Origin of the sequence: Chryseobacterium sp. 6424, from assembly GCF_003692615.1 — a bacterium.
GTDB lineage: Bacteria > Bacteroidota > Bacteroidia > Flavobacteriales > Weeksellaceae > Kaistella.
This window is the reverse complement of sequence record NZ_CP023540.1, coordinates 287,361-310,688: the sequence shown is the minus strand read 5'-3', so window position 1 is coordinate 310,688 and position 23,328 is coordinate 287,361. Positions and strand designations below refer to the sequence as shown.

Here is a 23,328-nt window from a genome sequence, read left to right as displayed (position 1 = left end):
AATGAAAAATAAATTAAAAACTGAATCCGCGAATTGCAAAAGCCAAGAGCTAAACGCAATTCGCCAAAAGCAAAAGATATGGCAAAAGAAATAAAATTCGACATCGAGTCCAGAGACGCCCTTAAAAGAGGGGTAGATGCACTGGCAAACGCAGTGAAAGTAACCTTAGGTCCTAAAGGCCGTAACGTAGTCATCGAAAAAGCATTCGGTGCGCCGCATGTCACCAAAGATGGTGTGTCCGTAGCGAAAGAAATCGAACTTGAGGACCGCGTAGAAAACATGGGTGCGCAGATGGTGAAGGAAGTAGCTTCCAAAACCAACGATATCGCCGGTGACGGTACCACCACCGCAACTGTATTGGCGCAGGCCATCGTACGCGAAGGTCTTAAAAACGTAGCCGCAGGCGCCAATCCACTCGACTTGAAAAGAGGGATCGACAAAGCCGTAACCGTAGTGGTGGAAAATCTGAAGGCACAGTCCCAGGAAGTGGGCGATGCTTCAGACAAAATCAAGCAGGTGGCTTCTATTTCCGCGAATAACGATGAAACCATCGGTACTTTGATCGCTGAGGCTTTCGGAAAAGTAGGCAAAGAAGGCGTTATCACCGTAGAAGAAGCGAAAGGTACTGACACTACCGTAGATGTGGTAGAAGGTATGCAGTTCGACAGAGGTTATCAGTCACCCTACTTTGTGACCAACCCTGAAAAAATGATCGCGGAACTTGAAAACCCGTACATCCTTTTAGTGGAGAAAAAAATCTCTTCAATGAAAGAGTTGCTACCGGTTCTTGAGCCAGTGGCGCAGGCAGGAAAATCCCTGCTCATCATCTCTGAAGAAGTAGATGGCGAAGCATTGGCTACTTTGGTAGTAAACAAACTCAGAGGTTCATTGAAGATTGCCGCTGTTAAAGCGCCAGGATTCGGTGATAGAAGAAAAGCTATGTTAGAAGACATCGCAATCCTTACAGGTGGTCAGGTAATCTCAGAAGAGCGTGGCTTCACGATGGAGAACGCTACTCTTGAAATGCTTGGTACCGCTGAGAAAATCGTGATCGATAAAGACAATACTACCATCGTAAACGGTGCGGGCGACGAAGCACAGATCAAAGGCCGTGTAAGCCAGATCAAAGCCCAGATGGAATCTACCACCTCAGATTACGACCGTGAAAAACTTCAGGAAAGATTGGCAAAATTAGCTGGTGGTGTTGCCGTGCTTTACGTAGGTGCCGCCTCGGAAGTTGAAATGAAAGAGAAAAAAGACCGTGTAGACGATGCATTGCACGCGACCAGAGCCGCCGTAGAAGAAGGCATCGTACCTGGTGGTGGTGTGGCATTGGTAAGATCTATCGCTGCGCTTACCATTGAAGGCGCAAACCAAGACGAGACTACCGGTATCAAGATCGTAAAAAGAGCCATCGAGGAGCCATTAAGACAAATCGTGGCCAACGCAGGTGGCGAAGGCTCCGTAATCGTAGCAAAAGTGGCTGAAGGCCAGGCAGATTTCGGATTCAACGCTAAAAACGATGAGTACGTGAACATGTTTGAAGCCGGGATTATCGACCCAACAAAAGTAGTACGTGTAGCGCTTGAAAACGCCGCGTCTGTTGCCGGGATGCTTCTTACCACCGAGTGTGTGATCACCGAGGTGAAAAAAGATGAGCCAGCCATGCCAATGGGTGGTGGCGGAATGCCGGGGATGATGTAATCAGCAAGCATCAGTTACCACAATAAATAAAAAGGTCCGTTTCACACAGTTGAAACGGACCTTTTTTCAGCGTTGTTAGCGCTTTGAGCGCTAACAACGCTCCCTATAGCTTCTTCTTTCCTGTCGCCTGCATCGGATTCAGTAATCCTGGTGAGGCTCCGCGCACGCCATTCTGCATTTTCTGTTTAAAGACTTCAAACTTGGTTGCAGGCTCCGGGATTTCTCCCCAGAAATTGTTTGAAGTATCAATGTCGGCTGTTTCGCGCATCGGGTCGAGTTGTACGGAAGTCAGCTTTTTTTCGAAATAATACGTTTTAGACACCTGGTTCTCATTCTTACGCCAGATCTGTGCGGCAATTTTATCATGAAGTTTGCTACCATCCTCGAACGTGAACTCCAGAATGATCGGCATCACCATACCGCCTTTATTGCTGAAATCAAGCTGATACGCATGGATGTTTTTCAGTTTCGCCTTGTCTGTCGCCGGTATCTTTTCAAGGTTCTCTATTTTTACATTGTGTTTTTTAGTGGTATCCACCTGCTCCATACCGCGGCTGTACCGCCAGTAGAAATCCTGCGTGGCTTTGTCTTTGTCTGTATAAAATTCAATGTTCTTATCGTTGCGGTTTCTTATTTTGGCCACATCCTCAAAATCATTCAACATTGGTTTATCAACGGTGTAGCTAATTTCTCTGGGGAGCGGTGCCGCGTCCAAATCAGCCTTGGCCACCGTTACTTTGTCAATAGAAATATCTACAGGATCGGTACCGTAAAACCAACCACGCCAGAACCAGTCAAGGTTTTCCCCGCTGGCATCATTCATTGTCCTGAAGAAGTCCGCAGGTTCCGGGTGGCGAAAAGCCCACCTTTTTGAATATGTTTTAAAGGCTTCATCAAAGAGTTCGCGCCCCATAATGGTTTCACGAAGAATATTAAGTCCCGTAGCCGGCTTCGCATAAGCGTTCGGGCCGAAGTGGATGATGTTTTCGGAATTCGTCATGATCGGTTCGAGCTGATCTTTAGGCAACTTCATATAATCAACGATGGTATGTGCCGGACCGCGGCGGGAAGGGAATTTATTGTCCCATCTCTCTTCGGTTAGATATTCCACAAAAGTATTTAAACCTTCATCCATCCAAGACCACTGTCTTTCGTCTGAATTGATGATCATTGGGAAGAAGTTGTGCCCCACCTCATGGATGATCACACCAATCATGCCGTTTTTAATACCTTCGGAATACGTACCGTCTTTTTCGGTACGCCCATAATTAAAACAAATCATCGGATACTCCATCCCATTAGCGGCTTCTACCGACTGTGCCACCGGATAAGGATACGGAATGGTAAACTCTGAATAGGTTTTGATGGTATGCGCGACTGCTTTTGTAGAAAATTTGCGGTAAAGATGATAGGCTTCTTTGGGATAAAGACTCATGGCCATCACCTGGTTGTTGTTTTCGGGGATTACAACTTTCATCGCGTCCCACACGAACTTTCGGGACGAGGTCCAGGCAAAATCCCTTACATTCTCTGCCTCAAATACCCAAGTCTTCCTTTGTTTTGATTTGTTTTTTTCAGCTTTTTTAGCTTCTTCAAGTGTAACGATTTCCAGCGGCTCGGAAGCGGTCTGCGCTTGCTTCCACCGTTGTAGCTGCGCTGGTGTAAGCACCTGCTCGAAGTTCTTGCCTACCCCTGTAGAGGCAACGATGTGATCGGCGGGCACATTCATCGTTACTTTATAGTCACCGAAAGCCAGCGCAAACTCTCCACGGCCGGTAAACTGGTTGTTCTGCCAGCCTTTAAAGTCGCTATAGACGCACATTCTCGGGAACCATTGCGTAATCGTATAAAGGTCATTACCATCTTCCGGGAAGTATTCGTAACCACCACGTCCGCCCATCTCGATACGGTTCGGGATATTGTAATCCCAATCGATTTTGAAGATGAATTTTTCGCCTTTCTTAAGCACTTTAGGAAGATCAATGCGCATCATGGTCTTATTTACCACGTATTTCAGCGGTTTACCTGCCGCATCGGTCACTTTTCTGAGGGTGACTCCATATCCGTTGTCCGCGGCCGGAAGTTGGGTTACAGCCAGCCGGTCGGTGGTCAATTGTTTCGGGATGACCGAACGGTCTTCATAACCAGCGTTCTTAACGGATGACTGCTGATTTTCATCAAGCTGAAGCCACAGATAATCTAAATCATCAGGCGAATTATTATAGTAAGTGACCGTCTCTGAGCCCCGGAGATTCCTTTTATCTTCATCCAGGTACGCGGTAATCTCGTAATCCGCTCGGTTTTGCCAGTAGGCCTGCCCAGGCGCGCCCGAAGCGGTTCTGTACACATTGGGTGTTGGCAGAATGGTACCCAACTGCTCGAACTTATTGCCATGATTGCTGACCGCATTATTCTGGATGTTCTGCGCAAACAAACTTATTGGCAACAGGATGGCGAGAAGAAGACCTTTTATATTCATCATAATGGGATATTTAGCAATAGTCATCAAAATTACGCTAACGTTACGAAAAACCGTGTATTTTATCTGTTATTTTAGCATTTTCAAGTAGGAATCCGCTCCAGCGCCATCTGTAGCGACAGTGCAAACACCCCTGAGGATACAAACATCACCCAATCGCGCTGCTGAAGCCGGAACACCCTGACCAAAATAAAATGTACCACAAGTATCGCGGCTACCACTACGACCTGCCCCAGTTCGAGACCTATATTAAAACCTAAAAGCGGGACCAGAATGTGCTGCTCTTCGGCCATCGTCATCCGCGCAATATTGGCAAATCCCATCCCATGGATAAGTCCGAAAAAAAGCGCGAGGTAGTAATTCATGTTCATGAGGCTTTTGGGACGGTTGCGCATCAGGATATTATCAGACGCAGTGATAAATATGGTGAGCGGAATTAAAAACTCTATCCAATTACCGGGTACATGTATGAGATCAAACACACTCATCGCCAGCGTAATGGAATGCCCGATGGTAAAGGCGGTGACCAGCCAAAGAATCCTGCGCCAGTCCTTCAAAGTGAAAACTGCCACCAGCACCAGTACAAACAATTGATGATCAAGCGCGTCGGAGGAAATAATGTGTTCCCAGCCCAACTTCAGATAGAATATAAAATCCTGCATACGTCTAATTTTTTAAGGTCACGATAATACAAAATATATTTTAACTTTGTTTTAACGAAAATCCGAATCCTTCATTCCTTCGGGAACGGTTTGATTTTAAACACATCCTCACTAACTATCTGCTTTAGCTGTAATCCACCTCACGTCCATGAAAAGAATATCCACCGTTTTACTTACCTTCCTGCTCTGCACTTTTTTTCTTGCGGCAAAACCTGCCTCAGCGTTTCATCCCTATCACGTAGGTTCTGTCGAATTCAGATACAGTGAGGCTACCAAAACATTTCAGATCAGTGGCAAATTCTTTCTGGATGATTTAGAGAACGCGCTGAAACGCAGTTTCGGACAAACCGTACATTTTCATGAGGCGAAATACCGCCAGCAAATCAACAACTACCTGAGCCGCTACTGCGAGCAACACCTGAGGCTAAAAGCAGACAATAAAGCACTGAAGGTCAATTACATCGGCTATGAGGAAGACAGCGAGTCCGTGAACATTTATCTGGAATCCGAAATCCTTCCTATGCCCCAAAAAGTAGAAACCGCGGTAAGCCTGCTATACAACCTGTTCGATGACCAAATGAACATCATCCACATCGTGGTAGGCGGGAAAAGACACAGCAGCCGCCTAATGTACCCGGACCGTTATCTTTACCAAAATTTTTAAGACCTAAACGAATCGTTCAACTGGCTGACATGCTGTAACAAATCCGGAAAGAAACGGTTGAAATGTTCTTCAAGCGCTGGTTTGTTGTGCAGAAAAACCCCGAACACCGCTAGGTTCTCATCGAGATATTTTGCCTTGCGGAGCACATTACGAAACGAAAACCGGATACCCGACTCCTCCTTATACTGGTACAGCCAATTGTCTTTCTCCATTGCATGAAGCATCCGTAAAAAATCGGGCGGAAAAATGTGCTGGTGCTTCCGGAGCACGCGATAGACGTTCTGCGAATGCAGGTATAACTGACGATCACCTATTGAACGGGCCAGAAAATAATCAAACGCGACATCTACAAATGCGCCGGCATATAACCGCACCAACGGACTGAAGATTTTTTTAGCCTCACTCACCTCTTCATGGGCATCCGTAAAAGTATCAATCGCACGATGCAGCGTAATGCCTTCTCCGATAGCAGCCGGAAATGAAAACCGCTCGCTGTTGCGGATAAAATCCTGCAGAAACTGCCCTACGATCTGCTCGTCGGTAAAGGTGAGATATGAGTGTGCGAGGAAATTCATGTTCAGGAAGTTTAGCGTATTAGCGTTGTTAGGGCTTTGAGCCCTAACAACGCTCTGTCATTTTACCGAATAATTTTCTATCGTTTTAATAAACCCATCCATTCCCCCAAAGAAGTCTAGCACGGTATGTTTTTCTATGAATATATCTTTATTCCCTGTAATAATTCCTACCGATGAATAAGGGTAATGTCGGTAACCATTAATCGCATTATGCTTTTCGGGATTTTTATTTATATACAGGATCGTTCTTAGAAGCTGGGACTCAGATAAAATTTCTTTTCGCCGAAAAGGAAGTTCAAAAAGCTTTCCTGTTCTCGAATAACATTTATTGATTGCCTGAGCATAACTGTTGAAAACATTTGAGAATTGATGACTGACAATCGCCAAAACATCATCCTTTTGCTTATGCGGAAAAACTGTCCTGATTTCTTTTTCAGCACGAATCTCAACTAACATATGAAAATGATTTTCCATTAAACAGTAACTGTACACCTTCGCAACAGACAGTACCTTCTGCTGAATAAGATTTAAAAAGTAGAAATAATTGCGTGTCTCAAAGAAAAGCGCACCGCCATTAACACCTCTGTTGTAAATATGATAAAACTTTTCTGGCTCCAGAGGAAATGTATTTGTTTTCATCGTGTTTATGGGTTTATGAGAGCGTTGTTAGGGCTTTAAGCCCTAACAACGCTAAAAAAGCTGTTCATGGAAATCCTCAATCTTGCTAACTTCCGTGATTTTTATCCCAAAGTTCTTTTTTGGTATTTTGTTCAGGTTCGAGACAAAAATTTTCTCGTAGCCCAGTTTTTCAGCTTCAGAAATTCGCTGCTCGATCTGTGAGACTGGCCGTATTTCCCCGCTAAGCCCTATTTCTCCGGCAAAACAATAGTGTTCTGAAATGGCGAGATCCTCGTTTGATGAAAGTACCGAGGCCACCACCGCAAGGTCCAGCGCCGGATCATCGGTTTTAATACCGCCGGTAATATTCAGGAAGACATCTTTGGCACCCAACTGGAAACCTGCCCTTTTTTCAAGTACGGCCAGCAGCATATTTAGCCTTTTAGAATCAAAGCCGGTAGAACTTCTCTGCGGCGTACCATACACGGCCGAACTTACGAGCGCCTGGATTTCGAGCAGCATTGGTCGGTTACCCTCCAGCGTTACTGCTATTGAATTACCAGAAAGCTCCTCAAACTTCTTGGTGATAAGGATTTGCGATGGGTTTTTAATTTCTTTAAGTCCCTGGGACACCATTTCATAAATCCCAATCTCTGAGGTGGAACCGAAACGGTTTTTATTGGCGCGTAAGAGGCGGAAGAGGTGGTTGCGGTCGCCATCAAAATTCAGCACTACGTCCACCATATGCTCTAGTACCTTCGGGCCGGCAATCTGCCCATCCTTGGTGATGTGCCCGACTAAGAACACGGGTGTATTTGTGCTTTTGGCGTAAGTGATGATTTCATTCGAACATTCGCGGATCTGTGATACGGTACCGGGAGAACTTTCGATCAGTTGGCTTTGCAGCGTCTGTATCGAATCAATAATCATAAAATCGGGCTTTAGTTTTTTCGCTTCATGCAGTATCTTTTCTACAGAAGTCTCGGTAAACAGAAAGCAGTTGGGGTTTTGTAATTCGGTTAAACGGTCTGCGCGCATCTTAATCTGTGAAGCACTTTCTTCCCCTGATACGTAGAGGATTTTCTTTTTCATCTTCAGCGCGAGCTGCAGCAGCAAGGTAGATTTGCCAATGCCAGGCTCACCACCGATCAGCGTGACAGAGCCGAGCACAATCCCCCCACCAAGCACGCGGTTGAGTTCCTCGGAAGGAGTGGTAATCCTCGGTTCTTCATGGGTTTCCACTTCGATGATGTTGATGAGGTGCTGTTTGGGCTTACCAGAAATACTTTTTTCCGGAGCCTTATCAATGATTTCTTCTACCAGGGTGTTCCATTGCCCACAGTTTTTACATTGCCCGTGCCACTGCGAATACTGGGTTCCGCAGGCTTGGCAGAAATATGCTGTTCTCAGTTTTGCCATACTGCGAATTTCTCTATTTTTTTTCAAATACCACAACGAAAAAAAACCGCCTGTAAAAAGCGGTTATATTTATGCTAAAATAAGAAGGTTTAGTTGGCGGTGATATTCACAGTTATCTTAATAGCGTCACCTGTCTTTACTCCCATAAAACCTGGGCGTGCCATCCCATAATCAGAGAGTTTCACCTCTTCGGTACCAGTGATTTGGTAAGAGGCCCCGTTTTTAGTTACTGTTACCGGAAAGCTTACATCCTTTGTTACGCCCGCGATGGTAAGTTTACCGGCTACGTTCGATTTACCGGTATTTAGAGAGGCCGCTGTAAAGGTGATCGTAGGGTTTTTATCAGCTTTCAATGCCTCGTAGGCTTTGTTATCCATCATCTTGCCTTTGGTACTTTTAAGGTTTTTCGCTGGCATCGTAAACTTTACATTGGTAATGGCATTCCCGGCTATTTTTCCGGTGAATGTGGCGGAAGAGGAAGTCATGGCCCAGTCGTGCATTGGGGAAGTGCCGTCAACCATCACCTTAGTGGTTTTACCTGTAATGGTTTGTGCACTGACAAGTCCGAAGAAAATTACAGCAAAAAGGGTTAACAGGGATTTCATTGCGCTTTTCATACTTTTAATATTTTAAGTGAGTTAAGTTGTTTTGTATGATTTAGATTCACGTCTCTTTCCATGGTTAAAAGATTCTTGCATGACTATTATCAGTTTTTCTTGACGTGTTTCCATTTTCATAAAAACCTTCTGAAAACCGAAATTCGGATGACCTCGCGCCGCAATTGCCCTATCCTGTATTTCTGGCAAAGGAAACCTGTAATAAACAATGCCACTGCAAGCCAGCAACCATTAAACCATCCAGTACCGAAATATTCCGCCATGAGGAATGAAGCGAGCAGCACCAGCCACGCAGCCAAAAAATAAAAATTGGCTATATGCAAGTTTCGGTAGGCAAAAGTGCGCGGTTGTGATGGGATGATTAAAAATACCACATGCGCCAAGATGCTACCGGTAAACACATCGATCAGGTGATGCTGATACGTTGTTAAAGTTGATAAAGCCACCATCATTAACCAAACCGCGGCAATGTGCCGCCAGGGAGACTTCAGCTCACGAAAGACCGTCCAGAAGGCGAAGGCGAACGCCACATGCAGCGAGGGCGACTGGTTATAAGGATCATCTACCCCATCCAATAACCAAAACAGCGCACCTAAAATAGTGTGTGAGACCTGTGGCTTTGGTTGCGAGAACTGCAATGGCATCAAAATAAAACCTATCCCAGCCAGCACCGTCATCAGTAATACCCTTTTAAGAAACACCCTTAATGCTTCGGGTGACTTAATAAGCAGAAATACCACACAGAAGAACACCCCACTCGAAAGATACGGGATGATGGTCCATGGCAAGAACGGGATATCCCTTTCAAACCCGAATACAAAAGAGCGCACCTCCCCAAGTTGCGCCGCATACCACAGCGAAAATTTATATACCAGCGCAAACACGGCCGAGAAAATTACCATCCCCCACATATTTGCATTCATTTTGCCCCATTTAAACTTCATTTGGTTGTTTTTATGAATGTATCACCGCAGCAAAAATCCTGCCCGGCGCTTCTGACATTACCTGAACGCTTCGTAGTACAGCCAACATCAATGACTTTGACATTTAATTTGCCCCGTCTTTCAAATTCCCCTAACTTTGCACAAACCTAATCTAATGAGTAAAAAGAACACGAAATACATCTTCGTTACCGGCGGTGTTACTTCATCTTTAGGAAAAGGAATTGTCTCAGCCTCGCTGGGCCTTTTACTGAAATCCCGCGGTTTCAGTGTCACCATTCAGAAGCTTGATCCTTACATCAATATCGACCCGGGCACCCTTAATCCCTATGAACACGGCGAATGTTACGTTACCGAAGACGGCGCAGAAACCGATCTAGACCTCGGGCATTACGAAAGATTTCTCGATTCCCAAACTTCGCAGAACAACAATGTAACCACCGGAAAAATCTATCAAACCGTTATCGAAAAAGAACGTAAAGGCGATTTTTTAGGCAAAACCGTACAGGTAATTCCGCACATCACGAACGAGATCAAACGCAGGATTAAAATCTTAGCCAAACAGAACTACGACATTATTATTACCGAAATCGGCGGTACGGTAGGCGACATTGAGTCTTTACCCTACATTGAATCGGTACGTCAGCTGCGCTGGGAACTTGGCGAGAGCAACTCTATGGTAATTCACCTCACACTGTTACCATATTTGGCGGCAAGTGGAGAGCTTAAAACCAAGCCATCGCAACACTCCGTTCGTCAATTGATGGAAAGTGGCATCCAGGCTGATGTACTCGTGTGCCGTACAGAGCATAAAATCCCGAAAGAACAGCGGGCAAAACTCGCACAATTCTGTAATGTCGCACTCGAAAACGTGATTGAATGCAAAGACCTTGAAACCATTTATGAAGTCCCCATTTATCTTCAAAAACAAAACTTTGACGACGTTGTTTTAAAAGAACTCGACCTGAGATCTGATAAAGAAGCTGACCTTAAAGACTGGAAACACTTCCTTAAAAGATATCAGAACCCGAAGAAAACCGTAGAAATCGCCCTGGTTGGCAAATACGTATCACTGCAGGATTCTTACAAATCCATTGCCGAAGCCTTCATTCATGCCGGCGCAGACCTGAATACCGAGGTGCGCCTGCGATGGGTGTACAGTGGCGACCTTACCGATGACAACCTACAGGAAACCTTTGAGGGGATTGATGGCATGCTGATCGCGCCCGGCTTCGGTGACCGTGGCATCGAAGGTAAAATATCGGCCGCACGCTATGCCCGCGAAAACCAGATCCCGCTTTTGGGGATTTGTCTCGGGATGCAGATCATGACGATTGAATATGCCAGAAACGTACTCGGGTATAAGAAAGCCAATTCTGTTGAATTTGACACCGGCACTCCTGAACCGGTGATCTCTTTGATGGAAGAGCAGAAAAACGTAGTTGAAAAAGGCGGCACCATGCGTCTTGGAGCCTGGAAGTGCGCACTGAAGCCGGGTTCGCGGCTATATGACATCTATGGTGCGAAAAGCATTTCCGAGCGCCACCGCCACCGCTATGAGTTTAACTCCGATTACAAGGAAGCGTTTGAGCGTAACGGCCTGATCCCCTCCGGTGTAAATCCTGAAACGGGGCTTGTAGAAACGCTGGAACTGCAAAATCACCCGTTCTATGTAGGTGTGCAGTATCACCCGGAATATAAAAGTACCGTGGCCACACCGCACCCACTTTTTAAAGCGCTGATAGAAGCGACCGCGAGAAAATAAATACTTAAAGAGATAAACAGCACCGCCTTTTTATCTCTTTCTTTTTCAAAGCGTTCGGTAAAGACCTTTCATTGAAAAAAAATGAGTATTTTTGTCAGCCAAAATTACAGGTCAGCCTTTGTGAATTAAGCGGGGCGCCTATCACTAAAAACTCAACACCCAAGATGCAGCAAAATAACGGTTTAGATAAAAACCAACTGATTAGCTTCGCCCTGTTCTCCCTCATCTTAATCGGAGCCATGTTTTACTTCCAAAACAAACAGGCGACCGAGCAGCAGGCATTAGACGCACAAAATAAAGCCGCAAACGCCAAAATTGCCGCCGCCAACAGTACGAAGCCGGCCCTTGTAACCAACCTGAATGACAGCCTGAAGACCACCTCGATCAAGCAGGTACAGCTAAGGAACAAAGAACTGACGCTTGGCATATCTACCCTTGGCGGGCAAATATCTGCTGTTCAATTAAATGAATATCAGGCTTATAACCGCAAAACTGACAAGAACGACCAGCCTTTGATGTTATTCGATAAAAATAACGCGACTTACGGCTTCCAGTTTAAAGACAAAACCGGGAAAACCTTCAATACCAAGGACCTGGTTTTCATCCCTACCCAAAACGGAAATACCGTTACCATGCAGGCCAATGCCAATGGCGCGGTGATACAGTTCATCTACACGCTACAGGATAAATATACGGTAGATTTCAACGTTAAAACACAGGGGCTTAGCCAACTCATCAGCGACCAGAAAGCCACTTTCGTATGGGACTTCAACGCCCGCGAGATGGAAAAAGGCCGTGCGCAAGAGCAAACCCACACCGAATTTAATTATTCATTTGATAATTACAGCAGTTTCGACTACGACGGTCGAAACTCTATGGACGAGCCTGAAGAAACCCTAAACTGGCTAGCGATCAAGCAACAGTTCTTTGCTGCCGTTATTGAACCACAAACCGGTTTCAAAGATGCTAAAGGATCGCAGGAAATGATTGATGAAGGCGAATACCTGAAGAAATTCAACTTCAACGGGCAGGTAGACCTTGCGGGTAATGAACTGAACCAGAATTTTAAATGGTACTTCATGCCACTGGATTTGCCACTGCTGAAATCTTATGACAAGAACTTCGATGAGTTGCTGCCACTGGGCTGGTCCTTCATCGGAAGCATGAACCGCTGGTTCTTTATCCCCATGTACAACCTAATCTCCAGCTGGGGACTTGCCGCAGGTTGGGTGATCTTCGTGATGACGATTATCGTAAAAATCATCCTGTCACCGGTGATGTTCAAGCAGCATAAACTGAGTGCGATGATGAAAGTCATCCGGCCGGAAATTGATGAGGTAAATGCCAAATACAAAGACGCTGATCCGATGAAAAAACAGCAGGAAGTGATGGCCGTGTACCGGAAAGCCGGCGTGAACCAAATGGCAGGCTGTTTACCAGCACTGTTACAGATCCCGATATTCTACGCGCTTTTCCGCTTCTTCCCGAACATGATAGACTTGCGTGGCAAAAGCTTTTGGTTTGCCAAAGACCTTACGGCCTATGATGACGTAATTAAACTACCGTTTAACATTCCGTTTTTGGGAGAGCACTTAAGTATTTTCGCCATTGCCTGTACCATCGTTATCCTGATTTATACGGTAATGACCTCGGGTAACATTCAACAACCACAACAGGAAGGGATGCCGAACATGAAGGTATTGATGTACATCTTCCCGATCACCTTTATGTTCTTCCTGAACACCTCGGCCTCCGGACTTTCATGGTACTATTTTGTATCAAACGCCATTAACATCCTGATTATTTTGGTGATTAAATATTGGATTTTGGACGAAGAAAAAATCCATGCTACGATTCAGGCTAATAAACAGAAAGAGCCGAAGAAGGAAGGCAAGTTCCAGAAAAGGATGCGCGAGATGATGGAAAAAGCGCAGGAGCAGCAAAAACTGCAACAGCAGCAAGCCAATAAAAAGAAATAATTTTTCTTATAACTTAAAGTCCACCTCAGCAAGCTGAGGTGGACTTTATTTTGGAGGTGTTTCAAGAAGTTTTTTCAGTTAAAATATCAGTTAAAATAACAAGATTCCTGTTTGGGTTTTGTTGCAGTCTCGTTGCAGACATGTTGCGGATTTGCTTCCAAAAATAAACCTTTCTGAAACCCACTTACGAAACAGGGCAGAACACATGAGGAAAGAGCTTGCTAAGTTGGAAGATAAAAGCATCAATATTCTTCGATGTAACTTAACCGGAAAGATTTGCGGTGATGTTCGCAGGGGCCAAATCTGTTGAGTGCTTCGCGGTGTTCTTTAGTGGCGTAGCCCATATTGGTCTTCCAGCCATAATGCGGAAATTCGTCATGAAGTTTGATCATTAACTGATCTCTGTAATTTTTTGCTAAAATAGAGGCGGCCGCAATTGAAAGCACCTTGGAGTCTCCTTTAACAATGCATTGGTGTGGGATAAAATTGTAAGGATGAAACCGGTTGCCATCTACCAGGATAAGTTCGGGGCGTGTCCTAAGCTGGTCCAGTGCTTTGTGCATCACATGTATGCTGGCATTCAAGATATTATGCTCATCAATATGTGAGGGCGGGAGTTCGGCCACGGCATAGTCCTGCACATGGTCTTTGATATAATCATCAAGGTATGTCCGTGTTTTACACGTCAATTTCTTAGAGTCATCCACCAAATGCTGCATAAAATGGTCACCCAGTATTACGGCAGCCGCCACCACTGGCCCCGAGAGACAACCGCGTCCGACTTCGTCGCACCCCGCTTCCAGGTAAATATCCGTCCATTTTCTTTTCAGTTCCATATATTTCAGCTATGAACTCTTGATTTATTTGGCGCAAAAATACAAATATTTATATCCGTAAGTTTTTGCCTTAATGAATACAAATCTTGCAGATTCCGGCGATTGTGTTGCAGTTGATATTAGCGTAAGATTTCTGAGCCCTTAAAGTGTTTTCAAAATGAAGCTAATTTTAATACGCATATCAATAGCAATCCCATAGTTTTATTGCATATTTGATAAAATAATTTATTTAAAATACACTGCAATTCATCACTTTTTTAAATTTGACATGATAATTATCATAAAAACACCATAAATTATGATAATTCTACATATTTCATCCTTTCATTGCCATAAACCCGCTTCATTAGCGGGTTTAGTACATTATTAAGATTTATTTAACAAAATGTTTGTTCAGTTTATAAAAGTTTTGCACATTTGTGACAATGAAAAATTTAATTTGATATGAAGAAACTAACAACAAGCGTTTTAGCAGTAGTTCTTACCTCATCATTTGCTTTGGTAAATGCGCAGGTTGATACCGCCAGAACGCAGGATATCGAAGGTGTGGTAGTGACTGCCTTGGGTATTAGAAGAGAAAAGAAGGCAATTGGTTATGCTGCGCAAGAAGTAAGTGGCGACGTAATCTCCAGAGCAAATCAACAAAATGCCCTTAGTGCCCTGTCAGGCAATGTGGCGGGGGTACAGGTTACTGCTCCGTCTTCTTTGGGAGGCTCCTCCCGTATTCTGATTCGAGGCGCTGGTTCTGTAACAGGAGATAACAGACCACTCATTGTTGTAGATGGCGTTCCGCTTGACAATGGCAACTATAACTCGACGGGCACTCAAAGAGGAGCAGGAGGACGCGACTTTGGTGATGCAACAGCTGATATTAATCCTGATGATATCGAAAGCGTTACTGTTTTAAAAGGAGGACCGGCTGCTGCCTTGTATGGCAACCGAGGAGGCAATGGCGTAATTCTTTATACTACAAAATCAGCTAAAAGAGGCAAAACTGATATGACCTTCAAAACAGGTATATCAATGGAATCAATATACATCTACCCAAACCTACAAAGACTTTACGGAGGAGGTGCATCAGACACATTCGATACTGCAACTATCGATGGAGTTACGTACAATATTGCCGATTATGCTACTGATGAAAGCTGGGGTCCGAAATATGACCCAAATTTAATGTATTTACCATGGAACGCTTTCGATCCTGAGTTCGCTAATGATTATTTAAAACCTATACCATGGGTTGCTCCTGAGAATGACGTTGATAAGTTTTTTAGAACAGGAATTACATATTCAAATTCATTTTCTGTAGCGAAGTCAATGGGCAATACAAATGTACGGCTTTCGTTTTCCAACAATAAGACAGAAGGAATTGTTCCAAATTCTGAATTGACTAAAAATAACTTCGGAATTAACATGAATTCTACTTTAACAGATAAGTTAAAAGTTGATGGTGGATTTAATTATGTTTTAACGGAAGGATACAATAGACCAGAGCAGGGGTATGGAGATAACTCAGTTGGACAGAAATTCTTTCAGTGGGGACAACGACAGCTTGATATGGTTAAATTGCGTGATTATAAATTAGCAAATGGCAATCAACGGAGCTGGAACAGGACGAGTTACGATGATGGCACTCCTCTGTATTCCGATAATCCTTATTGGATCGTATATGAAAATATTGCAACTGATAAAAGACATCGCTTTTTTGGGAATGTTGGAATGACGTATAACATTACTGATAAAATATACGCTGTCGGTAAGGTTTATGGTGACATGTATAACTTGAGAATTACAGACAGAGTAGCTGTCGGTTCACAAGCACAATCATCTTTTTCGGATATATCTCGTACATTATCAGATTTCACTTATGAAGGACGGATTCATTTTGACACAAGATTTTTAGAGGACTTCAGTGTCAATGCCTTTGTTGGCGCTTCTCGTCGTAATGCAAGATATAATAGTATTTCTGGTACAACCGTGGGAGGACTTGTTCAACCGAATTATTATAGCTTAGCAAACAGCGTTGAACAGCCTCGTGCGTCAAATTTTGAGTCTTGGAGAAGGACAAACAGCGTATTTGGATTACTTTCATTAGGATATCGTGATATGCTTTTTGTAGAGGCAACCGGTCGAAATGACTGGTTTACAACCACTAAAGATCCTGTATTTTATCCTTCAGTAACTGGTAGTTTTGTATTCTCTTCCATACTAAATGCAGACTGGCTATCATTCGGGAAAATTCGTGCAGGATGGGCTAAAGCAGGAAATGATACTGATCCTTATCGTTTAGTAACTTATCCGGATGTGCGAACTACATTCCAAGGAAATCCAAGATACTCGAACCCAAATACATTTAATGACCCATTCTTAAAGCCTGAAACTAAAACAACAAAAGAAGCAGGTTTGGAGATGCGCTTTCTGAAAAACAGATTTGGATTTGATGTGACATATTATGATGCAGTTACTGATGATCTTATTACACCATTAGCAGTAGATCCAAGTACAGGATATGCATTTAAACTCATCAATGGTGGTAAAATGCAAAATAAAGGTATAGAAGCTACAGTTTTCGTAACACCAATTAAAAATGAGAAATTTGAATGGAACTTAACTTGGAATTTTGCAAAGAATGATAATAAACTTTTAGAACTGTATGAGGATGTGCAAAATTATGAAATTACAGTAGCTCCATTCCGTGCAAAATTATATGCTACGGTAGGAGAGACATTTGGTCAGATTTGGGGTACGGATTACACATATGATGCAAATGGTAATAAAATCATTGGTGCAAATGGTTTATATGTTCCTTCCCAAATTAAATCTCTTGGATCGGTAATTCCTGATTATAACATGGGATTCCGTAACACCCTGCGTTATCAAAATCTGAATCTATCATTCTTGATAGACATACAAAAAGGTGGCAAATACTTTTCTACATCTCATATGTGGGGAATGTATTCAGGTATGATTGAAGAATCAGCGGCAAACGGTATTAGAGAAAATGGAATAACACTACAAGGTGTCTTAGCAAATGGACAACCAAATACAAAAAACATCAGTGGCGAAACTTATGCTAAAGGATTTTATAACACAGTAGATGCCCAAAATGTTTTTGATGCTAGTTATGTAAAATTAAGAGATATCACCTTAACCTACGACCTTCCAAATTCAGTTGTTGGTCCGCTTAAAGGTATAAGTATTGGTGCCTTTGCTAGAAATCTTTTTGCTTGGGGTCTTGATTGGAAAGGAATGGATCCTGAAATGGCATCATATGGTAGTGGTAACATACAAGGTATCGAGGGAGGCTCACTTCCATCCACTCGTACTTACGGTGTAAATATGCAAGTTAAATTTTAATTACTAGAAAACATGAAAAAGATATTTTTTGCAATTTGTACTGCAACTTTGGTATTGTCTACCCAAAGTTGCAGACAGGATTTTGAAGAAATAAATACAAGTCCAAATAGTCCCGAAATCTCTTTAACGTACGGACTTTTCAACAGCGCCAATAAAGAATTAATGGATGGAACTAGAGGAGGATTTCCGTCAGGAAGAGTAGCTTTACCGTGGATGCAGTACTCGGCACAGCGTAACTACACAGAAGAAGATAAGTTTCAGTACAGATTAACGAGTGGTGATGCATTTTGGAACACATTTTATTTAACGGCTCAAGATTATAAAAACATTATAGACTTGAATGAGGACCCTAAATATAAAGTGCAGATGTCTGCCTATGGATCTAACAAGAATCAAATTGCGGCATCTCGTGTGATGTTAGCGTATGTATTCTCTAACCTTGTTGATAGGTTCGGAGATGTACCATACTATTCCTATGGCAATAAAGATGCTGATTTTCAGGCGCTGGACATTACTAATGTCACACCCAAGTTTGCACCACAGCAAAAATATATGCTGATCTTTTAAAGGAACTGAAGGAAGCTGCCGCGATGATTGAGTCGGACAAACCAGTTTTCACACAAGGCGATTTGCTTTTCGGTTCTCCAGACAAATTGAAAAAGTTTGCTAACTCTTTGCGACTCAGAATAGCTAACCGTGTTAAAGGAACCATTCCGGGTGCAGAAACGCATATTACAGAAGCAATAGCTGGAGGCGTAATGCAGTCAAATTCTGATAACGTAGGCCTCACCTATGAAAACAATGCGACAAACCCTTCGCCAATGTGGTCAGCGCACTTTGTGGATAACAGAACTGACTTCAGCGTTGCAAATACCTTTATCGAACTTTTGAAAGGAGAAAGAGGAAACTTCGGCGTTGATCCACGCTTACAGAAATACGCAGCTCCTTACAAGCAATTTAATGACAAGTGGCTTGATGATAAAACAGAGCCAAAATACAAAACGTTGCCAATTTCTGCTGTAAGAGATAAAAAATATGTAGAAAGCGATACACTTAGTTATTATGGCGGCATGCCATATGGTATGCCTGCCAATGGCTGGACTGCTTCGCAAAGAGCAACTTCGTCTTTCTTCAGCTATAAAGTCCTTCGTGCGGACTATACTGAAATGTTGATGGAATACTCTGAAGTATGTTTCCTTTTATCAGAAGTAAATGGATGGGATGATACATGGTACAGAAAAGGCGTTCGTGCTTCGATCGAAAAATGGTACAACGATGACCCTATTAAAACTAATCCACTACAAGGCGAGGATGCCGCCAAAGTAACAGCCTTTGTTAACGCGCTTCCCGCTGCTAATCAGGCGAATGTTTTGAATCAAAAGTATATCGCACTATACATGCAACCACAAGAAGCATGGAACGAATACAGAAGAACAGGATATCCTAGCACGCTTCTCAAAGTCGGTGAATCTCACGCACTGAACGTTCCATATACAACTGGTGGCGTTACGTACACTTCCTATACTTTTAATTCATTAGTACCAGGACTGACCGATATACCCGCAAGACTGTATTATCCAACCCAGCCTCAGACTCTTAATCCAAGCAACTATCAGGCGGCCGTTCAAGCTCTTGGTGGCGATAAAATGGACAAGAAACTTATCTGGGATAAAAACTAACCACTCAAACACTATTTAATTTCAAACCACCCTCACAGGTGGTTTTTTTATTTCCGTATATTTGTTTTGGAAAAATGATAAACTATGAATATCAAAAATATTATTGAAAACAAGATCGACGAAGTTATCCAGAATGTCTTTCAGATCGATGATCTAAACCATAAACATAATCTCAAACTCGAGGTGCAGCAAAACAGGAGCGGCTTCGAAGGAGATTTTAGCGTAGTCACTTTTCCACTCGTAAAAATCGTAAAGAAAAGTCCGGATTATGTAGCCACGGAACTCGGCGACGCACTTTCTACCCAAACCGATTTCGTACAGAGCTTCAATGTGGTGAACGGCTTCCTAAATCTCACCATCAGAAACGATTTCTTTCTGAACAACTTTTATTCTGCCAAAGAAAACTTTGATGAAACTGACGAGAAGCACCAGACGGTGATGATCGAATATTCTTCACCAAACACCAACAAACCTCTTCACCTGGGCCATATCCGCAACAACCTCCTCGGTTATTCCGTAGCAGAAATCCTGAAGGCAGATGGCTATAACGTGATCAAAACCCAAATCATCAACGACCGTGGCATACACATCTGCAAATCCATGCTGGCGTGGGAAAAATTTGGTAACGGCGCCAACCCGACTTCGGCCAACCTTAAGGGTGATAAACTGGTTGGCAACTATTACGTAGCCTTTGATAAATGCTACAAAGAAGAAGTTGCCGCTCTTGTAGTACAGGGAAAAACTGAAGAAGAGGCTAAAAAAGAGGCCTCTATTATGAAGGAAGCACAGCAGATGCTGCTGAACTGGGAAAAAAATGATGAAAAAGTACGCAATCTATGGCAGGAAATGAACTCATGGGTGTATGATGGTTTCCAGAAAACCTATGACCGCCTTGGCGTAGATTTCGATCAGGTACAATATGAAAGTCAGACTTATATCTTGGGTAAAGACATCATACAAGATGGTTTGCTGCGTGGCGTACTTTATCGTAAAGAAGACGGCTCCGTATGGTGCGACCTCTCCGATGAAGGGCTCGATCATAAACTTCTTTTACGTTCAGACGGAACTTCAGTGTACATGACACAGGATTTGGGAACTGCTGTACAACGCTTCCGTGATAACGACATCCAGAAAATGATCTATACCGTAGGCAACGAACAGGATTACCATTTCGACGTTCTCTTTAAAATCCTGAAAAAACTCGGCTACGACTGGGCCGAAAACCTTTATCACCTGTCCTATGGCATGGTAGAGTTGCCCGAAGGTAAAATGAAGTCCCGGGAAGGCACCGTGGTTGATGCTGACGACCTGATGCAGGAAATGTACAACACCGCCAAAGAAAAAGCGGAAGAACTCGGCAAACTCGAGAACCTCACCATTGAAGAGAAAGAAACGTCTTACGAAACTGTAGGCATTGGCGCACTGAAATATTTCATGCTGAAGGTGGATCCGCGTAAGAAAATGCTATTCAACCCAAAGGACAGTATTGAGTTTAACGGCAACACCGGACCTTTCATTCAATACACTTACGCCAGGATTCAGTCGCTGCTTCACAAGGCAGAATACAGCCAGCAAAAGGTGGACGCCTATACACTTAACGCTTCGGAAAAAGACCTTATCATGAATCTGGTCAACTTTAAAGAAGTCGTGAGCCGCGCCGCGGATACTTTTTCACCTGCTTTGGTGGCCAATTATGTGTACGACCTCGTCAAATCTTACAATTCCTTCTACCAAAACAATCCGGTGCTGTCGCATGAGGATGCCAATGCCCGCCAGTTCCGGCTGGAGCTTTCGCACCTTACCGCTAAAACCATCAAAAAAGGGCTTAAGCTGCTGGGCATAGGTACCGTAGACCGTATGTAATATGTGGCTTGATTTCAGCATACCATTTAATATAAATACACTTTCTCCACAAACACCGTTTGAGGAGGAGGTGATTTCTTTTTTGAAGGATTGGCATAACGCATCGGTTATAGTGCCGGTGCAGACCTCAGGTTCTACAGGTATCCCAAAAATATTTGATGTTGAAAAAGGAAAGATGCGCCATTCGGCGCGGATGACTTGTGATTTCCTAAAATTAAATGAAGGTGATACAGCTTTACTGTGCTTGCCCGTGGCTTATATTTCCGGTAAAATGATGATTGTAAGGGCGATAGAACGAAAACTAAAACTTTCGGTTTTCACGCCTTCATCGCGCCCGCTCAAGGAGCTTACGCAAGCGGTAGATTTCTGTGCCATGTCCCCATTACAGGTTGAGAACTCGTTGGATCGCTTGCACTTGCTTCAAAAGTTGATTATCGGCGGCGCACAGGTGTCACAACAGCTTCAGCGAAAAATTCATGATACACTTTCTCCCAGTACAAAAGTGAAGATTTATGAAACATACGGCATGTCCGAAACGCTATCGCACATTGCGCTGAAAGAAATATTTCCGGTGAGGGAAAATCATTTTAAAGCATTCGAAGACATTGGCTTAAGTACCGACGTCCGCAACTGCCTGAAGATCGACGCCCCGCAAATGAACGCTGATATTTTACAAACTAATGATATCGTTGAACTGAATGATGACGGTACGTTTGTTTTCATAGGTAGGCAAGATAATGTCATCAATTCTGGTGGATTGAAGATACATCCGGAGGTTTTGGAAGACTTTGCGAAACAGCATCTGGCATATGAGGTGGTTTTCACGGCACAACCCGATGAGATGCTCGGTGAAAAACTTGTAATGACTATCGAAGCGGAAGAAAACCTAGCATTAAAGGAGGAAATAGATGATTTGAAGACGAAAATCGCAGAAAAACATTCCAGAAATCATGTTCCGAAGGAAATTTATTTCTTCAAAACATTTCCACGGTTGGCGAACGGGAAAATCAACCGCCGGGATCTTACCCAACTCGTACAGGATAGGCCATGAGAGATTTCAGCAAGGAGCTTTCATACAAAACATCGCGCAGCAGCGGCGCAGGCGGGCAAAATGTCAACAAGGTGGAAACTTCTGTCACCGTGATGTGGAAAATTGCCCAAAGCGCCTTGTTTCAGGAGGATGAAAAAAACCTCATCACCGCCAAACTATCGAACAGAGTAAACCAGGAAGGTGTACTTCAACTGACTGTTTCCGAAGCCCGGACTCAAATCCAGAATAAGAAAGCGGCAACTGAAAAAATTCTAGAGCTCGTCAACAAATCATTATTACAGCCAAAAAAGCGCAAACCTACAAAGCCGAGCAAAGGGCAAATCGAAAAACGTCTGCAAGCTAAAAAGCAGCGTTCAGAGAAAAAAGATAATCGGAAGTTTAGATTCTGATTTATTAATCTTTTGTAAAAACTTGTTTTTCAGATTTATATTCTTTAAATTTGTATAAAACCTGTACGATAACGATGAGCCGATCTATTTTTTTAGACGAGAACCTTATATCAAGACTTTTACAAGCCTTGCGTTATCTGCATACCGATTCTTTCCTGAAAAGTTCCAAAGACTTTATTTAATAAGCCCGCCAGGTCCAAGGCGGGAACCTCTTACCTACTTCTATCAATTTTCGTGTTTTTTTCAGCTGCATCATTTGACGCCAGCCATATTGGACTGTATTCTAAACACCTCATTTCTTTAAAACATTCAGGAAAAATGTCTAATCAAATCATTTTAACAACAGGAATTTACGACGCAATAAAAGATCATTTAAGAAGGAAAAAAGTTTCCCCAGCTGAAGAGGAAAGGCTGACCACTGAACTCCGGAACGCGATACAGGTACGCCGCCGCGAACTGCCTGAAGATGTGGTGACCGTGGACTGTAAAGTAAAAATTAAAGACCATACCGAAAACAAGGAGGAAGAATATATTTTCGTGGGAATTGCCGAAGCCAAACCGAAGAAAAACAAATATTCCATCCTTTCTGATATGGCGCTTGCGACGTTAGGTTACAAAGTCGGGGATGTGATTGAATGGCCTTTTGCTGAAGGCGAGCGTAAAATAGAGATCCTTCAGGTGGAGCCGTGGTCACAGAATTAATAACTACGGCATCATTAATTAATAC

Annotated in this window: 19 protein-coding genes; 11 read left to right on the top strand and 8 right to left on the bottom strand. The window is 43.3% G+C overall.

The genetic code is table 11. From position 1 onward, the window contains the following. The first annotated feature begins 78 nt into the window (after positions 1–78). On the top strand, positions 79–1,704 hold the full coding sequence (groL, locus tag CO230_RS01400; protein ID WP_122026972.1) for a chaperonin GroEL: 1,626 nt from the start codon (positions 79–81) through the stop codon (positions 1,702–1,704). A 103-nt stretch (positions 1,705–1,807) separates the two neighbouring features. On the opposite strand, the gene CO230_RS01395 is transcribed toward groL, so the two are convergent. Beyond that, the gene (locus CO230_RS01395) at positions 1,808–4,183 is read right to left on the bottom strand and encodes a M1 family metallopeptidase (RefSeq protein ID WP_122028844.1); all 2,376 of its coding nucleotides are present in this window, start codon (positions 4,181–4,183) and stop codon (positions 1,808–1,810) included. Positions 4,184–4,266: 83 nt separating this feature from the next. Next, positions 4,267–4,845 (bottom strand): HupE/UreJ family protein, encoded by a 579-nt coding sequence (locus CO230_RS01390; RefSeq protein ID WP_122026971.1) that lies wholly within the window; start codon positions 4,843–4,845, stop codon positions 4,267–4,269. A gap of 148 nt (positions 4,846–4,993) precedes the next feature. Between CO230_RS01390 and CO230_RS01385 the strand changes: the two genes are divergently transcribed. Further along, positions 4,994–5,509, top strand: a complete 516-nt coding sequence (locus tag CO230_RS01385; RefSeq protein ID WP_122026970.1) for a DUF6702 family protein — start codon at positions 4,994–4,996, stop codon at positions 5,507–5,509. Here the strand turns inward: CO230_RS01385 and CO230_RS01380 are convergent. The 5 genes from CO230_RS01380 to CO230_RS01360 form a co-directional block, all read right to left on the bottom strand. Then, on the bottom strand, positions 5,506–6,084 hold the full coding sequence (locus CO230_RS01380; protein WP_122026969.1) for an ACP phosphodiesterase: 579 nt from the start codon (positions 6,082–6,084) through the stop codon (positions 5,506–5,508). The genes CO230_RS01385 and CO230_RS01380 overlap by 4 nt on opposite strands. Before the next feature lie 57 nt (positions 6,085–6,141). Further along, positions 6,142–6,723: a transposase gene (locus CO230_RS01375; protein ID WP_122026968.1), complete on the bottom strand. Its 582-nt coding sequence runs from the start codon at positions 6,721–6,723 to the stop codon at positions 6,142–6,144. 51 nt (positions 6,724–6,774) lie between these two features. Then, positions 6,775–8,121 carry a DNA repair protein RadA gene (gene radA, locus CO230_RS01370; protein ID WP_122026967.1) on the bottom strand — a complete coding sequence of 449 codons (1,347 nt, stop codon included), beginning with the start codon at positions 8,119–8,121 and terminating at the stop codon, positions 6,775–6,777. An 89-nt stretch (positions 8,122–8,210) separates the two neighbouring features. Beyond that, positions 8,211–8,726 (bottom strand): YceI family protein, encoded by a 516-nt coding sequence (locus CO230_RS01365; RefSeq protein ID WP_162989952.1) that lies wholly within the window; start codon positions 8,724–8,726, stop codon positions 8,211–8,213. A 128-nt stretch (positions 8,727–8,854) separates the two neighbouring features. Then, positions 8,855–9,682 carry a phosphatase PAP2 family protein gene (locus tag CO230_RS01360; RefSeq protein WP_122026965.1) on the bottom strand — a complete coding sequence of 276 codons (828 nt, stop codon included), beginning with the start codon at positions 9,680–9,682 and terminating at the stop codon, positions 8,855–8,857. A gap of 154 nt (positions 9,683–9,836) precedes the next feature. Here CO230_RS01360 and CO230_RS01355 point away from each other — a divergent pair, with 154 nt between their 5' ends. Together CO230_RS01355 and yidC are read left to right on the top strand one after the other, a co-directional pair. After that, the gene (locus tag CO230_RS01355) at positions 9,837–11,444 is read left to right on the top strand and encodes a CTP synthase (protein WP_122026964.1); all 1,608 of its coding nucleotides are present in this window, start codon (positions 9,837–9,839) and stop codon (positions 11,442–11,444) included. Between the two features lie 164 nt (positions 11,445–11,608). Continuing rightward, positions 11,609–13,423: a membrane protein insertase YidC gene (gene yidC, locus CO230_RS01350; protein ID WP_122028843.1), complete on the top strand. Its 1,815-nt coding sequence runs from the start codon at positions 11,609–11,611 to the stop codon at positions 13,421–13,423. A 242-nt stretch (positions 13,424–13,665) separates the two neighbouring features. On the opposite strand, the gene CO230_RS01345 is transcribed toward yidC, so the two are convergent. Further along, positions 13,666–14,259: a ribonuclease HII gene (locus CO230_RS01345; RefSeq protein ID WP_122026963.1), complete on the bottom strand. Its 594-nt coding sequence runs from the start codon at positions 14,257–14,259 to the stop codon at positions 13,666–13,668. A gap of 444 nt (positions 14,260–14,703) precedes the next feature. Here CO230_RS01345 and CO230_RS01340 point away from each other — a divergent pair, with 444 nt between their 5' ends. The 7 genes from CO230_RS01340 (at position 14,704) to CO230_RS01315 (ending at position 23,303) form a co-directional block, all read left to right on the top strand. After that, on the top strand, positions 14,704–17,619 hold the full coding sequence (locus CO230_RS01340; RefSeq protein ID WP_122026962.1) for a SusC/RagA family TonB-linked outer membrane protein: 2,916 nt from the start codon (positions 14,704–14,706) through the stop codon (positions 17,617–17,619). A gap of 12 nt (positions 17,620–17,631) precedes the next feature. Next, positions 17,632–18,186: a SusD/RagB family nutrient-binding outer membrane lipoprotein gene (locus CO230_RS12575; protein WP_317124755.1), complete on the top strand. Its 555-nt coding sequence runs from the start codon at positions 17,632–17,634 to the stop codon at positions 18,184–18,186. Positions 18,187–18,209: 23 nt separating this feature from the next. Beyond that, positions 18,210–19,298: a SusD/RagB family nutrient-binding outer membrane lipoprotein gene (locus tag CO230_RS01335; RefSeq protein ID WP_317124754.1), complete on the top strand. Its 1,089-nt coding sequence runs from the start codon at positions 18,210–18,212 to the stop codon at positions 19,296–19,298. An 84-nt stretch (positions 19,299–19,382) separates the two neighbouring features. Continuing rightward, a complete protein-coding gene (gene argS / locus CO230_RS01330) occupies positions 19,383–21,161 on the top strand; it encodes an arginine--tRNA ligase (RefSeq protein ID WP_122026961.1) in 1,779 nt (592 codons plus the stop codon). Between the two features lies 1 nt (position 21,162). Then, entirely contained in the window at positions 21,163–22,212 is a 1,050-nt protein-coding gene (locus CO230_RS01325; RefSeq protein ID WP_122026960.1) for an AMP-binding protein, read from the top strand. Then, complete coding sequence (gene arfB, locus CO230_RS01320; RefSeq protein WP_122026959.1) at positions 22,209–22,601, top strand: alternative ribosome rescue aminoacyl-tRNA hydrolase ArfB; 393 nt, start codon at positions 22,209–22,211, stop codon at positions 22,599–22,601. Before CO230_RS01325 ends, arfB begins: the two co-directional genes overlap by 4 nt. Before the next feature lie 318 nt (positions 22,602–22,919). Continuing rightward, on the top strand, positions 22,920–23,303 hold the full coding sequence (locus CO230_RS01315; RefSeq protein WP_122026958.1) for a GreA/GreB family elongation factor: 384 nt from the start codon (positions 22,920–22,922) through the stop codon (positions 23,301–23,303). The last annotated feature ends 25 nt before the right edge of the window (positions 23,304–23,328 follow it).